This is a genomic window from Methanobrevibacter sp. (assembly GCF_030539875.1).
Classification (GTDB): domain Archaea; phylum Methanobacteriota; class Methanobacteria; order Methanobacteriales; family Methanobacteriaceae; genus Methanocatella.
This window is the reverse complement of sequence record NZ_JAUNXI010000029.1, coordinates 1-14351: the sequence shown is the minus strand read 5'-3', so window position 1 is coordinate 14351 and position 14351 is coordinate 1. Positions and strand designations below refer to the sequence as shown.

The following is a 14351-nucleotide window of genomic DNA, read 5'->3' as shown; positions in this document are numbered from 1 at the left end:
GTTTTGAATATTACTTAGAATAACATTCGTTTCAAACACTTATTATTTTTCTCTATTTTTCTTATTTAACCTATTTATTTTCTTTCTTTTAAAATTTTTTCTAGGTCATTATTTTTTTCCTTAAAAATTTTGCAGTTGTCCTCAAAAAATTATCAGAAATATCTTCATATATTATGCTGTTTGACAGTTTTTTTAGGACAAACTTTTACAAGCTAAAAAGTCCTGTGTTGTCCTCACCAATGCAAATGGAATCCCTCAAATTTTTCATCATTTAAAAGAGTTTTTACTAAATCGGAAGTTTGTTTATTAATTATTTCCTGGTAAGTTAATTCTTCATCACCATATTTTATTGTTGAGTGTATTTTGTCCTGAATTTTTGAAATAATCAGTTTTCGCTTTTCTAATTTTATGGAATTGTTTCTTTTATCCAAATCATCATCTGTAACCTGCCTTCGGCTGATAAGATTTAGCACTGTTTTGTCAACGATTTGCTGTCTGAAATCTTCTATTAAGTCATATGTTAAACTTGTTCTTTTGTCCATGTCAAAATGTAGGAAGCCGCAATAGGGATCCAGGCCATTTATTAATATGGATTTTGTTATTTCGCTTGCTAAAATTGCATATCCGTAGTTCAGCATCGAATTTAATAAATCTGTTGGTTTTCTGGTTCTTTTCTCAAACCCGATGTCTTCGGGGATTAGCAATTTTATCCCGCTCCAGTAATAGGCTGATGCTTTTCCTTCGCATCCCATCATCTTCATCTTTACCTTTTCATGATTATTTGTCAGTTTAATGGAATTTAATTCATTGATTTGAAGAGCAATGTTATTTTTTATCTCTTCTATTTCGCTAATTTTTCGCCGTTTGTTGAGTGTTGTTAATGTTGATTTCTGATTTGTCATTTTTGATTTTATTATTTCACGGGATATGTTTATGCCCTTTTTGTTTTCACTTAGCAAATACTGCTGTTTTTTAATTTTCACATTTCTCCAGTCCGGTGACTCCATCAAATAATTTAATTTTCCGGTATAGTCAAATGAGATTACTTTAGTATTATTTTCAGCCATTAAAGTTAATGCATCAAATGTCACATATCCCTTTCCTATTATCACTAAGCTGGATATTTGGTTTGCTTTAATTGAATCCAAAACAATGTCTTTTTGCCTTATGACAATCTGGTTGTCTTTTTTATGAACCGATTTGTTGAATCCTTCAATTAAAATATTCATTTTAAAACACCCTGTATAGCTTTTCACTGAAATTTATTTCTCCGAAAGACTCCTTTTTTGAATAACATTTATCGCAAATCGGCAAAATTAATAGGCTGTCCTTTTCACGGACTGCCAATTCAATTTCCTTTTTAAAAATTTCCAAGTCCGCGTTACTTAATTTTGCGATGTATGTGTGGGTTTGGATTTTTCTAAATCCGAAGTGTCTTAAACCGTTTTCAATCTTTTCCTTGTTTGTTTTGAAACTAACATCAAAAATAGCTATGGTGTACATGAAGATTATTTGGTCTTCAATGAATAAATAGAAATTGGTAACCTGGGCGGGGATAATTGGTAATCAAACTTAAAAAAAATATCTGCCGGCGGAGCTGTGTTTTGGCTTAAATGAATCAGATTTTCTCCAGAAGTAGTGGATTTTGAAAAGATTTAAAGCATCTTTCCCGATCATGTAAAATGCTTCTTATGGAGGACCGCCGGAATAATCGTTATTACTTAAAGTTACATTGAAAGCAACTTCAGTAATATTCGTCTTCTTCAGCAGGTGTGCGGTCTATTTTCTCAATCATGTCAATTCTCGCAGTAATCCTATCAATGCCTTCCCCTTCTATTGCAGATATGAAAATTGAATTTTCCTCATCGTCAACAAACTCCTTAAGGTAATCTGTTTCTTCAATAAGGTCCATCTTGTTAAATAGGTATATTACAGGAATTTCTGAAAAGATTTTTTCAATCTGCTTTAAGAGATTATACTGATTTTCCAAGTGGAATCCGCAGGTTTCGGAAGCGTCAAAAATAAATAATATCGCGTCAGCCAAGTGCTCCAGTGCAACAATCGCATTCATTTCAATATCATTCATTTCCAAAACAGGTCTGTCAAGTAATCCCGGAGTATCAATAATCTGAACGTTTTTCCATTTTCTCTCGGTATGTCCGATCTGTATGCCCTTTGTGGTAAAAGGATAATTTGCAACTTGAGGATCAGCTCCTGTAATTTGTCTCAGCAGTGTTGATTTTCCCACATTCGGGAAACCTGCAATGACGATGGTGGTTGCATCAAAATCAATTGTCGGCATATTTCTTAAATTCTGTTTTGCAAAATCTAGGAAATCCAAATCCTTTTTGATTTTGTTAACGACAGAAGCTATTCTTCCATAAGCCTGCTTCTGAATGGCTGTTGATTTTTCAGAAGGATTTTTCCTGATCTTTGAACCGTATTCCTTTTCAAGCTGGGTAATAATGCCATATGCCCAGTTAAGAGCGCCTAATGCCTGTTTCATATCATCGACACCAACAGTAATGTCAATGTAATCCTGATAGAATGGATGCAGGCTTTCAATTTCCGGAACTGCATCTATAATTGATTTTAATTTATCTTTAATAACCTGGCAGGAGGTTACAACTCTTCTTTCTTCAATTCTTTTACCTTTTAAATGTTTAGGTATCTTCTGACCCCTTAACAGGTCTGCTTGTTTTTTACCTCTGCTGAATCCTTTGTCAAGTAATTCTTGTGGAGTAGGTATGGTTGGAATCATCATTTTAATCACTATTTAAAAATTTGCCCCTGGAATTTATATACGTCACAACTTTCATCCATCCAGCTGTCTGCACTAATTCCTGCTTTCATACATGTGTGTTCTAAAAATCCTTCTATGTCCAGTTTGTTCTCTGTTGCCACCTGAGGCAGTAATAATCCTCTGGAATAACCTTTCTGTATTATTAAACCGTCAGTCCCAATTTCGATTTCATCAAAATATTGCTTGTAATGAGCTATTTCAATCAGTTCCGGTTTTGTAAGAACAGTCACTTCTAAATCTATTGCGTCTAATTCATCTAAGCCGACTTCCGGAAATCTCGGATCGCTAACTGCTGCTGCAATAGCCACATCGATTGTTGCTTCAATTGCACTCATAATTGGCTCGACATATCCGATACAGCCTCTCAGATTATTATTTTTATTCAGTGTTACAAAAACGCCTGATTTTTCATCTAATTCGGCAGGATAGTTTTTGCCTTTAGTTATTTTTTCTCCGGTTTCCAAATGCTGTTTGATAGCATCTTTAGCTATTTTTACTAAGTATTGTCCTGATTCATTATTAATCATTATCCCATTCCTCCAACAAGTGTGTTTAAAATTCTTGTATGCGGTCCTCCATCACCTACAGGTGCGGTCTGACCATCTTTTCCGCAAAATCCAACACTTAATTTAAAGTCATTTCCTATAGCGTCAATGTTCTTTAGTGTTTCAAGGATATTGCCTGATAGTGAAACGTCTCTTAGGGGTGTTGTAATCTCGCCATTTTTAATCAGATAACCTTCTGCAGCGTTAAATTGGAAAATTCCTTTACCTGTATCTACCTGGCCGCCCCTTGAACCTTTAAGATAAATTCCGTCAGGAATATCTTCCAGCAATTCTTCAAAGGTATTGTCTCCTGGCTGTAAGTATGTGTTGCTCATTCTCACAATCGGCTGGTCGGCAATCAGTGATCTTGCATTTCCAGAAGATTTCATCTTTAATTTTGATGCGGTTTCTCTTGAATTTAAAAGTGAAACTAATTTTCCATCCTTAACTAACTGATTCGGAGCAGTTTTAACTCCTTCCACATCATAGGAGTAATATCCAAAACCTTCTTTTAAGCTTGCATCGTCAAAGATGTTGACGATATCTGATGCAATCTGACAGCCCATCTTGTCTTTGAGAATTGAATCATTCTGTAAAATCAGGTCCCCTTCAACAGCATGGCCTAATGCTTCATGTATCAATACTCCGGTTAATTCAGGATCAGCAATCACAGGGAAGTTTCCGGAAGGTGCAGGTTTGGCATCAAGTAATCTGACGGCTTTTTGTCCGATGTTTCTTCCAAATTCCTCCATGTCTTCATTGGCAATTGCCTCATATCCTTTAACTCCTCCAAGACTTCCATGTCCGAACTGAATGATTTCACCGTCAGTTGCAGATGCGTTTAAAGCCATTCTCACTCTGCTGCTTTTCACTTGAATTTCGCTGCCTTCGCTGTTCATGAACAATTCGTTAAGTTCACTATCACCATAGCTGACGCTTATGCTGTTGACCTTGTCGAGAGATGCCGCGTCACTTGCCTGCTTCATCACATCTTTTTTTTCTTCAATTGAAATATCTTCAAAGGGTATTTTAACATCCACTGATACTTTATCCTTTACAGGCTCTGTTTTACTTAATTCAACATCTCCTTTCAGCGAATTTGAAAATTTAATAGCAGTTTCAGTTATTTCATTTATTTTTGATAAGTCTGTTGTATATGCAAAACCCCATGCTCCATTATGTAACACTCTCACTCTTGCAGCTAAGCCCATTCCTGTGTTGATTTCATCAACATCTCCGTCTTTCATTAAAATGGAAGTGTTGTTTCCGATTCCTGCCCTGATATCGACATAATCTGTCCTGGAGCCTGTTTTTGCTATAACTTTTTCGAATAATCCAATATATTCTTCCATGTTATCACTCAAAAGATTAATCATTATAAATTATGAATTACATATTAAATAAAAGTTTTTTTATATTTCCATGTGCAATATTAATTTAATTAGGTGATGGTTTGATGATTGTTATTATAGGTACAGGTGCAGGCGGGGGGATTCTGGCCCGTGAACTTGCAGAAGATGGTGAGGATGTAACTGTCTTGGAAAAAGGACCTTATATAAACTCTAAAGATGCATTTAATTATTATGATAAATATTCAAATGATGTGGATTTGCTTACAACAACATGTATTGGCGGTTCAACTATCGTTTCCATGTCAAATATGGTTAGGGCTCTTGAAAGTGAATTGTTGGATTATGGCATTGATTTAACCGGTGAATACGAGTATGTTGAAAATCTGATAGGCGTTCATCCTCTTGACGATTCACATATAGGAAAGGGCACCGAGGCGTTTCTGGATGCCGGACATGAACTTGGCCTTCAAACTTTAAAAATGCCGAAAGCTATAAATGAAGAAAAATGCATACAATGCGGGAAATGCGCTTTCGGATGTCCTGTTGATGCTAAATTTTCCGGAAAGGATTTTGTTGATGAGGCAGTGGAGTATGGAGCAACATTGATTTGTGAAGCTGATGTAAAAGAGGTATTGGTGGAAAATAATAATGTGTGCGGTGTTAAATACGTTAAAAATAACAGGGAAGAATTCATAAAAGCAGATAAGGTAATCCTGTCTGCCGGGGCTATAGGATCTGCTCTAATTTTAAGAAAATCCGGAATTTTAAATGCAGGTGAAGAGATATTCTTTGATCCCTTTGTAACTGTTGGAGGATTTCTAAAAGATATTGGCTTTAACACTGAAGTTCAAATGGCTGGACTTGTAATTGGCGATAATTTTGTATTGTCTCCTCATTTTTCATCATTTATTCGCGATAATATCGATGATTCAGCAACTGACAAAGACATACTCAGCATCATGGTAAAAACATTTGATGAGTGTAAAGGCCGTGTAACTGATGATGGGGACGTTATTAAAATTAATACAATCAATGATATAAGATATTTGGCAGAAGGAGCAGCCACTGCAGGATTTATCTTACAAAAGGCAGGGGTTGATCCAAAAACCATCGGATCAACTGTATACAGGGGAGCCCATCCTGGAGGAACTGCAAAAATCGGCGAGATTGTAAACAGCAATCTTGAAACTAATATTGGAAATTTGTTTGTTTGCGATGCAAGTGTATTGCCCGTTTCTCCAGGAAAACCTCCGATATTAACAATTCTTGCATTATCTAAAAGATTAGCTGACTATTTAAAAAAATAGAAGATTATTCGAATTGTTTATCAATATCTTCTGTTTTTATTAATTTTTCGCAGTAGTGGCATCTAACAACAGTTGGACAATCATTAACAACCTTGAATATTGGTGTTATAGGTTCGTTTTCGTAGTTAGTGATGCATTTGGGATTGGTACATTTAATAATTGATGTAATCTTTTCAGGCAATACGATTTTATCTTTTTTAACAAGTTTATAGTCTCGAATAATGTTGATTGTAGCTTTTGGTGCAATCAAAGCAACCTGATTAAGTTCCTCATGATCCAGTTCCCTATTTTCAATTTTCAATATGTCTTTTCTACCCATTTCTTTAGAGGACACATTCATAGCCACTGTAACATTTCTAATTTCCTTATCTGGGAGATTTAAAATTTTAAGGATATGCAATGTTTTATTGGCAGTAATATGGTCAATTACGGTACCGTTCTCAATTGCTTTGATTTTTAATTCGGATTTGTTATTCTCACTCAATTTAATCTACCTTGTATACATTTTCAAATCTTTCATTTCAATAATCGCTTCAATATCTCTGATTAATCTTTCAGGACTCTTGTTCTTGGTGGAAATGGCGAAACTCTCGATAACTCTTCCTCCGCGCATTTTTGCTTTTTCTTCAAGTCTTTCGATATTTGTATCGCCGTAATTATTGTCCATAGTAGCAAATAAAATCACGTCTTTTCCGGTTAGATTGCATCTATCGATTATTGTTAAAATAGCAGGAGTGGGATTTCCAGCCCAAGTTGGAGTTCCGAATATTATAGTGTCATAATCGGTTAAGTCAACTTTTGCAGGTTTAATTTCAGTTTTATTTTCCATGAATGCATGAATGGATGCTAATAATTTATTTTTAACTCCGCTGCGTTTTTTTAAGTCGCGAATTTTAACCATGTCTGTTTTCAAATTTACTGCTAAAGTTTTAGCTATTAATTCTGTTTTTCCACTATAGGAATAATAAATAATTAATGTAGCCATTTTAATCACCTCATTAAGGTTGAAGACCCAGGTGTGTTAATCCTGCACTTTCATCAATGCCAAGTAGAATGTTCATGTTTTGAATAGCTTGGCCGGATGCTCCTTTAACAAGATTGTCAATACAGGACAGCATCACCACTCTTCCGGTATCATCAATTTCAAATCCGCCGATATGTACAAAGTTAGAACCTCTAACTGAACTTAAATGCGGTATTTCTCCTTCGTCCATAAGTTTGATAAAGTATTCATCACCGTATTCTTTTTCGTATAATGTCCTAATTTCATCAGGAGTAATGTCTAAATGTTCTTCTTTTAAGAAACTGTGGCTTGTAGTTTGGATTCCCCTATTGACAGGTGTTAAGTGAGGGGTAAATGAAACTTTAACATCATCAAATCCGTGTAATTCCTGTTGGATTTCAGACATGTGCCTGTGTGAAGAAATTTTATATGGATTTACATTATCTGCAATATTTGGATAATGTGTTGTGCTGGAAGGATTTACTCCTGCTCCGCTAACTCCTGTTTTTGAGTCAATAACTATTCTTTCAACCAGATTGTTTTTAACAAGAGGATATGAGGATAAAATTGCACCGGTTGGAAAACACCCCGGATTTGCCACCAAATCCGCTTTTTTAATTGTCTCTCTGTATATTTCGGGAAGTCCGAATGCTCCTTTATTTTTTTTATCAGTATGTTTCATTGCGTACCATTTTTCATAAACGGCAGTGTCGCGATATCTGTAATCTCCGCTTAAGTCAACTACTTTGGTGCCGGTTTCTAAAATTTCCGGAACAATCTTCATTGATGCACCATGGGGAGTTGCAGTAAATACAACGTCTGCATCCAACTCTGATGGCTTTTTATCTTCAAACACCAAACCGGTATCTCTGATGTGCGGGTGGGTTTTATGAACTGGCTCGCCGTCTAATTTTCTTGAAGTGATTTCGGTCACTTCAACGTCAGGATGTCCGCTGAGCATTCTTAAAAGCTCTCCGCCGGTATATCCGCTTGCTCCGATAATAGCTGCACTTTTCATTTTATAATCTCCTACTTACTATAATTCTCCATTTTTATCTTTAAAGTCTGTATGTTTTATTCTTCTGATGATTTTGCAGGTACTGTCAAGTTCTCCAAACATATAATCATCAACACGCATGGCTTTGGCGTCTATTCCTCTTTCATCTAAAACTTTTTGCAGTTTTTCCACATCATGGTCCTGATCAGAGCCTATTGCAATTATATCAGGTTTAATCTCTTCAACAATCTTAAACATGTCTCCTGCATGTCCCAGATATGCTTCATCAACCGGCTTAAGACTCTTTATCATTTCCAGTCTCTGTTCCTGAGGGATAATAGGTATTCTTTTTCTTTTTTCTACAGTCGAATCCCTGGCTATTACAACTGCAAGAACAGCATCATCTCCGCCCAGTTCTTTAGCTTTTTCAAGAAATAATACGTGTCCAGGGTGAAGTATATCAAATGTTCCTGTGGCCATTACTTTCATTTTAAATCCTCTTTTGATATTTCAAAGCTTCAGTTAAATCAAGTTTATCTTTATAAAGTGCAGAACCGATTACAATTCCATCCACACCGCTTTCATTTAATTTCTTAATGTCATCGATTGTTGTAATCCCTCCGGAATATACAACCGGCAGGTCTACGGATTTTTTAAGTTCAACAACAGGATTTGTATAAAATCCTCCTAAAAGCCCTTCAACATCAACATTTGTAAATAAAATACTTCCTGCACCATGTTCTTTAAACTCTTGCGAGAGTTCAGTTGGTGTTTTATCGATTTTTTCCTGCCATCCTTTAATGACTACTTTGTTGTCTTTGCTGTCAAGTGAAATCATTATTCTATCGGAACCGTATTCATCGGATAATTCAGTAATGGTCTGCGGCTGCTGAATGCCCATTGTTCCGATTATTAACCTTTCGATATCTAAATCCAACAGCTGGCGCGCATATTCGATGCTTCTTATTCCTCCTCCAAGTTGAATGGGGACGCTAACTTCTTTTAATATTTTTTTAACAGCTGTTAAATTAGCCACTCCATCTATAGTTCCATCTAAATCTATAACATGGATGCATTTGGCTCCTAAATCCTGCCAATGTCTTGCAACAAGTTCCGGATTCTCAATTTCCACCATTTCACTTCCGGGCTTGCCTTGAACGAGCTGTACACATTTCCCGTTCTTTATGTCAACTGCAGGCATTATTAACATTTCATCTTTTTTAAATGACATTTGGATTTTTCCTAAACTTTTATTATAATATAATTCTTGTTTTTGAAATGTTTTATATGTTTCTAATGTATTCAAATTTTTCATGAAATGTTGTCAAATCCAAATAATTTATTTATTATAATCTTAAAAATAGATAAGTAAGTAACGGGGCAGTATTCATGTGTGAAATTATAGAATTTAAAAATGTAAATAAAGAGTATAAATCCGGAGATAACATTTTAAAAGCTATGAATGATGTTAGTTTTTCAATTGATGAAGGAGAATTTGTTGTAATTCTAGGACCTTCCGGTGCAGGCAAATCAACACTTCTAAACCTTTTAGGAGGACTTGATACTGTAACTTCCGGTCAGATTATCGTTAACGGCAGGCATATTGAATCTTTCGATGACAATCAGCTGACTGTATACAGGGCCAAAAATGTCGGATTCATTTTCCAGTTTTATAATTTGATTCCGAATTTGACAGCTTTGGAGAATGTTGAATTGATGAAGGATATTGTTGATGTGGATATTGACGGTTCGGAGGTATTGTATTCCGTCGGTCTTAAAAATCATGCTAATCAGTTCCCGGCGCAATTATCTGGTGGTGAACAGCAAAGGGTATCAATTGCCCGTGCTGTTGCTAAATGCCCTACTATGCTTTTATGTGACGAACCGACAGGGGCTCTCGATTCAAAAACCGGTGTTCTGATTTTAAATTTACTTCAGGATATGAGCAATAACAATAATACTACGGTAGTTATAGTTACTCACAATGCTATTCTGGCAGATGCCGCTGATAAAGTAATTAGAATTAAGAACGGTCAAATCGAAAGTATTGCTGTTAATGAAAATCCAAAAAAAGTTGAAAATCTCGAATGGTAGTCTCAACCCGCATTCATTTTCATCTTTAAGTTTAAATGATATTTAGTTCATATAGTATAGTATGTCGTTATCTAAAAAAATGCTAAGGGATATAAAATTTAATAAATCGCAGTTTATTGCCATATTTCTCATGGCTTTTTTAGGTATTTTTGCTTTTTGCGGAATCTGCAGTGAGTATTATGGGCTTGAACAAACAAGTTCAGATTTTTACAATGAAACTAATCTCGCTGATGGTTGGATTCATAAAACTAGTTTTAATAAATCGGATTTTGAAAAAATAAATGACATTGCATATCAATCTGAAAGGCAGGCGGTAGTCCAGTCGATTGGTGGATTTGACAATAATCCTGATATCACGCTGCATTTTCTGGAAAATAATGATATTTCCAAGTTTTATGTTAGTCAGGGAAAAGACATAGACATTGATGACGAGTCAGGAGTGTGGTTAGACAAGCGTTTTGCCGATGCAAAGGAGTTAAAAGTAGGGGACAACATATCCTTTGAATTTGACGGCAAAACCATTGAAAAGGAGATTAAGGGAATCGGTTATTCTCCCGAATATGTTTATGAATCATCACCTACATCAATCACCCCTAATTTTGAAGATTTGGGATTTGCATATTTATCATATAAAGCGTATCCTTCAGATATAAAATATGATACGGTCCTTGTCAAATATAACCAGTCAGACGCGGTTTTTAAAGAAAAACTTGACGATTCTGTTAGCTATTTGTCATTTACTAAACAGAAAGACCATGTCAGCGTATCTCAATTTGGTGAAGAGATGGCGCAGCATAAGATGATGGGGGATATTTTCCCTATTCTTTTTATTATAATTACATTTTTAACACTTTTAACAACAATGACTAGGATTGTAAGTTATCAGAGAACTCAAATCGGAATTTTAAAAGCTGTGGGTTTTAAAGATAGTGTCATAATATTGCATTTTATTTCTTATGGATTTTTCCCTGTGTTAACGGGATCCATTTTAGGAATGATTGCCGGGCCGATTATTATTCCTCAGATGTTTTATCCAACAATGAGCAGCCGCTACACATTGCCGGAATGGAATCCTGGTTTTGATATGAGTTTTATATATGTTGTTGTATTGTTGGTATTGTCTTCTGTATTGGTTACTTATCTGACCTGCAGGAGCATTTCAAAAGAAAATCCTGCAAATACTCTAAGGCCGAAACCTCCTAAATTGTCTTCAACTAATTTAATTGAAAAAACTAAATTCTGGAAACATTTAAGTTTCAATATTCGTTGGAATTGGCGTGATGCAAAAAGAAACAGGTTCCGTGCTTTAATGGCAATTATTGGCGTTATGGGTTGTGTTGCACTGTTAATTGCAGCATTTGGTATGAACGACAGTATGAATGATTTAAGAACATGGGAATATGAGGACATCAATCATTTTGAGTCAAAATTAGTCATTTCCAATAATGCTTCCGCAGGCGAATTGTATTATATTGCCAATGAAACCAATGGCAGTTTTATAATGCAGATGCCTATTGAGATTAAATCTGAGGATATGGAAGATAGGGCATTGGTTTTAGTTTCAAACAACACGGATTTGATATCATACACAGACAGCAATAGAAATCCGATTGAAATTAAGGAAGGGGATGTTTCAATTTCTGTTAAACTAGCCGAAGAGTTTAACTTAAGCATCGGCGATAAAATCAAATGGCATATTGTTGGAAGTGACGTTTGGGTTAAATCTGAAATTGGTCAGATTCATGCAGAACCGATTTCTCAAGGGCTGATAATGTCTCCGGACACAATTGAAGATGAAGGTCTAAATTTCACACCGACCAGCATTGTTACTTCTGAGAAATTTGGTGAAAACTTCGATTCGATTAAATCGGTTACCAGATTGGATTCTTTAAAGGAAAATTGGAATGAAATGACTGCTTCTGTGATGATGATGGTTTATGTTGTAACAATTGTTGCAGCTTTATTGGCCATTTTAGTTCTTTATAATTTGGAAATCCTCTCATTTACAGAAATGGAAAGGGAAATTGCAACCTTGAAGGTTTTGGGTTTTAAAACCAATTTTTTAAGAAAACTGCTATTGACTCAAAACATACTTTTTACAGCTATAGGGTTTATTTTAGGAATTCCTCTCGGTTTTTATTTCATGACGCTGATGATGGATGCTGCAGGAGATTCATTGTATTATGTTCCGTCATTGACCTGGGGAAACATTATTTTATCAGCCGCAATAACATTTTCAATATCCATTATTGTTAATTTAATGTTTTCAGATAAAATTAGAAGTTTAAATATGGTTGAAGCTTTAAAAGATGTTGAATAAATAAAAAAAGTTCTTTAAAGAATTAAAAAAATTCTTTAAAGATTAAGATAGGTTTTCGAATCCTTTTGTAGCAAGCAATTTTGTAAATGATCCTTGCGGTTGCATGATGATATTTCCTTTGGAATATTCTTTCAATGCAGCGTCCACCATTGTACTTTTTTTAACAGGATCTTTAGCAGCATTTGCAAGAGCTTTAGTTAATACCATTACTGCATCTGCTCTGGACAGTGTTCCCGGAACATTTTCATTTCCGGCATATCCTGCATAAGCATCATTTTGACGAATAATGTCAGTTGCGCTAAGGTTTGTTTCAACGCCATTTACCTTAAGCGGTCTAATGGAATCGATAATGTTATCTATACCTTCATCGTAAACAACTACTACTGCATCTGCATGCATTCCGGTATTTGCTTCTACAATCTCTTTTGCATTTTGCATACCTGAATCCAATCCGTTCCACAGACAGTCGTGAAGTAGCATTCTTCCCTGAAGATTGCCCGGAGCGGGTTGTGTTGGATGTGTCATTCCCCCAGGATAGATTGGAGTATAATTAGCCAGGCTACCATTTTCAAGATGAATCATGAAAGCCATATCCACTCCACCATTGGATTGCTCGTATTTGTCAGATGCTAATACTAATATGTTCTTGCTTTCATGGGTTAAATCGGGACTCATAAATAATGTGCCTGCAATATAAGCGATTAATCCTATGAATATTACAAGAAGGATTGCAATTATTAGTTTCTTGCTTCTTTTCATTTTCAGTTCACGATCCTAAACTTAAATTCAGAATATTTATTTTTAAATAAGTTATAAAAATAATATCTTATACCAATATTATCTCAATTACATTATATATATTTTAAAGAATTTAAAGTGTTTTTTAGTATTTTTCTTTTTTCAATATCCATTTAATGGATGGTGGGCATGATTAATCAATATTTAATTAGGCAGGTTTTTTGAGGTTAATGGTTGAAAATGTATGGGATGACAATTCCTAACATTCATCGGATTTTCTGGTGTATGAACTAATTTTTTGAGCTATTGCTCATGTTGTAAATAAAAAAACATTTCATTTTCCCACCTGATTGGTAACTGCCATCTAATTACTTTTGATGAAATTTCGAATATTTTTTTACTATAACATATCATGATATCATGATATGAATACATTTAAATACATAAACATATCATAATATGTAAATAGATAATATATGTGATGACTATGGAAAATAATAATCTTGAAAATAAAGAAGGCATATGTGAAGTATTCGATTCTCACGAAGATGTTGTAAATCGTATAAAAGAACGCATCCCCGATGAAAATGAATTTAACGACCTGTCAGAATTCTTTAAAATATTTGGAAATCCAACAAGATTAAAAATTATTTCCCTGCTTAGTATTGAGGATTTATGTGTTTGCGATATTTGTGAAACTCTTGATTTAAACCAAACTACTGTTTCAAATCAATTAAGAATTTTGCGTGCAAATAATATTGTCAAATACCAAAAAGAAGGAAAAATGGCGAGATATTCTCTTACAGACCTTCATATTGAAATGATTTACAAAGTAGGTTTGGAACATATATTAGAATAATTTTTAATTGGTGATACAATGGTGGAAAATAGATGTTATGATGCGGATTGCAGTGAAGAAAACTGCTACAATCCCGAACATTACAATTATATCTGTTTTAATCCAAATTGTGATGAAATTCAATGTAAAGATTCCAATCATTATGATAAACAGTTATTAAGAGACTATCAAAAAAATACAGATTTAAGTATTCATGACCACAGAGAAGAAATAGATTATGATGAAGATGTGGATATAAGTCTTTGCGGTTGTCCGGATTGTGCAGATGATGATCATAATCATAGTCATGACCACGAAGATCATGAACATGACCATAGCCATGAACATGAGCAT

General features: G+C 34.8%; 15 protein-coding genes and 1 pseudogene. 5 read left to right on the top strand and 11 right to left on the bottom strand.

Annotation, left to right across the window (positions count from 1 at the left end):
• Window positions 1-233: 233 nt before the first annotated feature.
• The 5 genes from cas1 to Q4Q16_RS09030 all read right to left on the bottom strand — a co-directional run bounded on the left by cas1 (window position 234) and on the right by Q4Q16_RS09030 (window position 4700).
• Window positions 234-1229 carry a CRISPR-associated endonuclease Cas1 gene (gene cas1, locus Q4Q16_RS09050; RefSeq protein WP_303347405.1) on the bottom strand — a complete coding sequence of 332 codons (996 nt, stop codon included), beginning with the start codon at window positions 1227-1229 and terminating at the stop codon, window positions 234-236.
• Between the two features lies 1 nt (window position 1230).
• Window positions 1231-1503 (bottom strand): CRISPR-associated endonuclease Cas2, encoded by a 273-nt coding sequence (gene cas2, locus Q4Q16_RS09045; protein ID WP_303347404.1) that lies wholly within the window; start codon window positions 1501-1503, stop codon window positions 1231-1233.
• Between the two features lie 241 nt (window positions 1504-1744).
• Complete coding sequence (locus Q4Q16_RS09040; RefSeq protein WP_303347403.1) at window positions 1745-2764, bottom strand: NOG1 family protein; 1020 nt, start codon at window positions 2762-2764, stop codon at window positions 1745-1747.
• Between the two features lie 8 nt (window positions 2765-2772).
• Complete coding sequence (locus Q4Q16_RS09035) at window positions 2773-3330, bottom strand: TIGR00296 family protein (RefSeq protein ID WP_303347402.1); 558 nt, start codon at window positions 3328-3330, stop codon at window positions 2773-2775.
• Window positions 3330-4700, bottom strand: a complete 1371-nt coding sequence (locus Q4Q16_RS09030; protein ID WP_303347401.1) for a TldD/PmbA family protein — start codon at window positions 4698-4700, stop codon at window positions 3330-3332. The genes Q4Q16_RS09035 and Q4Q16_RS09030 overlap by 1 nt, the downstream gene beginning before the upstream one ends.
• A 104-nt stretch (window positions 4701-4804) precedes the next feature.
• Here Q4Q16_RS09030 and Q4Q16_RS09025 point away from each other — a divergent pair, with 104 nt between their 5' ends.
• Window positions 4805-6007: a GMC family oxidoreductase N-terminal domain-containing protein gene (locus Q4Q16_RS09025; protein WP_303347400.1), complete on the top strand. Its 1203-nt coding sequence runs from the start codon at window positions 4805-4807 to the stop codon at window positions 6005-6007.
• Window positions 6008-6011: 4 nt separating this feature from the next.
• On the opposite strand, the gene pyrI is transcribed toward Q4Q16_RS09025, so the two are convergent.
• The 5 genes from pyrI to hisA are packed head-to-tail and all read right to left on the bottom strand — an operon-like array spanning window position 6012 to window position 9238.
• Complete coding sequence (gene pyrI, locus Q4Q16_RS09020) at window positions 6012-6491, bottom strand: aspartate carbamoyltransferase regulatory subunit (protein ID WP_303347399.1); 480 nt, start codon at window positions 6489-6491, stop codon at window positions 6012-6014.
• 6 nt (window positions 6492-6497) lie between these two features.
• On the bottom strand, window positions 6498-6992 hold the full coding sequence (locus tag Q4Q16_RS09015) for a flavodoxin domain-containing protein (RefSeq protein ID WP_303347398.1): 495 nt from the start codon (window positions 6990-6992) through the stop codon (window positions 6498-6500).
• A 13-nt stretch (window positions 6993-7005) separates the two neighbouring features.
• Window positions 7006-8028: an N-acetyl-gamma-glutamyl-phosphate reductase gene (gene argC / locus Q4Q16_RS09010; protein WP_303347397.1), complete on the bottom strand. Its 1023-nt coding sequence runs from the start codon at window positions 8026-8028 to the stop codon at window positions 7006-7008.
• An 18-nt stretch (window positions 8029-8046) separates the two neighbouring features.
• On the bottom strand, window positions 8047-8496 hold the full coding sequence (locus Q4Q16_RS09005) for an adenylyltransferase/cytidyltransferase family protein (protein ID WP_303347396.1): 450 nt from the start codon (window positions 8494-8496) through the stop codon (window positions 8047-8049).
• 1 nt (window position 8497) lies between these two features.
• On the bottom strand, window positions 8498-9238 hold the full coding sequence (hisA, locus tag Q4Q16_RS09000) for a 1-(5-phosphoribosyl)-5-[(5-phosphoribosylamino)methylideneamino]imidazole-4-carboxamide isomerase (RefSeq protein WP_303347395.1): 741 nt from the start codon (window positions 9236-9238) through the stop codon (window positions 8498-8500).
• Between the two features lie 158 nt (window positions 9239-9396).
• Here hisA and Q4Q16_RS08995 point away from each other — a divergent pair, with 158 nt between their 5' ends.
• Together Q4Q16_RS08995 and Q4Q16_RS08990 are read left to right on the top strand one after the other, a co-directional pair.
• Window positions 9397-10101: an ABC transporter ATP-binding protein gene (locus Q4Q16_RS08995; RefSeq protein ID WP_303347394.1), complete on the top strand. Its 705-nt coding sequence runs from the start codon at window positions 9397-9399 to the stop codon at window positions 10099-10101.
• A 130-nt stretch (window positions 10102-10231) separates the two neighbouring features.
• Window positions 10232-12421 carry an ABC transporter permease gene (locus Q4Q16_RS08990; RefSeq protein WP_303347393.1) on the top strand — a complete coding sequence of 730 codons (2190 nt, stop codon included), beginning with the start codon at window positions 10232-10234 and terminating at the stop codon, window positions 12419-12421.
• Between the two features lie 42 nt (window positions 12422-12463).
• Here the strand turns inward: Q4Q16_RS08990 and Q4Q16_RS08985 are convergent, their stop codons facing one another.
• On the bottom strand, window positions 12464-13180 hold the full coding sequence (locus tag Q4Q16_RS08985) for a DUF4012 domain-containing protein (RefSeq protein ID WP_303347392.1): 717 nt from the start codon (window positions 13178-13180) through the stop codon (window positions 12464-12466).
• Window positions 13181-13646: 466 nt separating this feature from the next.
• Between Q4Q16_RS08985 and Q4Q16_RS08980 the strand changes: the two genes are divergently transcribed.
• Both Q4Q16_RS08980 and Q4Q16_RS08975 read left to right on the top strand, forming a co-directional pair.
• A complete protein-coding gene (locus tag Q4Q16_RS08980; protein WP_303347391.1) occupies window positions 13647-14018 on the top strand; it encodes a helix-turn-helix transcriptional regulator in 372 nt (123 codons plus the stop codon).
• Between the two features lie 18 nt (window positions 14019-14036).
• A pseudogene (locus Q4Q16_RS08975) lies at window positions 14037-14351 on the top strand (cation-transporting P-type ATPase); the annotation flags it as partial.

Bases quoted from the DNA above. Each gene is read 5' to 3' on its own strand.
- cas1 (WP_303347405.1), bottom strand. From the start codon at position 1,229: ATGAATATTTTAATTGAAGGATTCAACAAATCGGTTCATAAAAAAGAC.
- cas2 (WP_303347404.1), bottom strand. From the start codon at position 1,503: ATGTACACCATAGCTATTTTTGATGTTAGTTTCAAAACAAACAAGGAA.
- Q4Q16_RS09040 (WP_303347403.1), bottom strand. From the start codon at position 2,764: ATGATGATTCCAACCATACCTACTCCACAAGAATTACTTGACAAAGGA.
- Q4Q16_RS09035 (WP_303347402.1), bottom strand. From the start codon at position 3,330: ATGATTAATAATGAATCAGGACAATACTTAGTAAAAATAGCTAAAGAT.
- Q4Q16_RS09030 (WP_303347401.1), bottom strand. From the start codon at position 4,700: ATGGAAGAATATATTGGATTATTCGAAAAAGTTATAGCAAAAACAGGC.
- Q4Q16_RS09025 (WP_303347400.1), top strand. From the start codon at position 4,805: ATGATTGTTATTATAGGTACAGGTGCAGGCGGGGGGATTCTGGCCCGT.
- Q4Q16_RS09015 (WP_303347398.1), bottom strand. From the start codon at position 6,992: ATGGCTACATTAATTATTTATTATTCCTATAGTGGAAAAACAGAATTA.
- argC (WP_303347397.1), bottom strand. From the start codon at position 8,028: ATGAAAAGTGCAGCTATTATCGGAGCAAGCGGATATACCGGCGGAGAG.
- Q4Q16_RS09005 (WP_303347396.1), bottom strand. From the start codon at position 8,496: ATGAAAGTAATGGCCACAGGAACATTTGATATACTTCACCCTGGACAC.
- hisA (WP_303347395.1), bottom strand. From the start codon at position 9,238: ATGTCATTTAAAAAAGATGAAATGTTAATAATGCCTGCAGTTGACATA.
- Q4Q16_RS08995 (WP_303347394.1), top strand. From the start codon at position 9,397: ATGTGTGAAATTATAGAATTTAAAAATGTAAATAAAGAGTATAAATCC.
- Q4Q16_RS08990 (WP_303347393.1), top strand. From the start codon at position 10,232: ATGGCTTTTTTAGGTATTTTTGCTTTTTGCGGAATCTGCAGTGAGTAT.
- Q4Q16_RS08985 (WP_303347392.1), bottom strand. From the start codon at position 13,180: ATGAAAAGAAGCAAGAAACTAATAATTGCAATCCTTCTTGTAATATTC.
- Q4Q16_RS08980 (WP_303347391.1), top strand. From the start codon at position 13,647: ATGGAAAATAATAATCTTGAAAATAAAGAAGGCATATGTGAAGTATTC.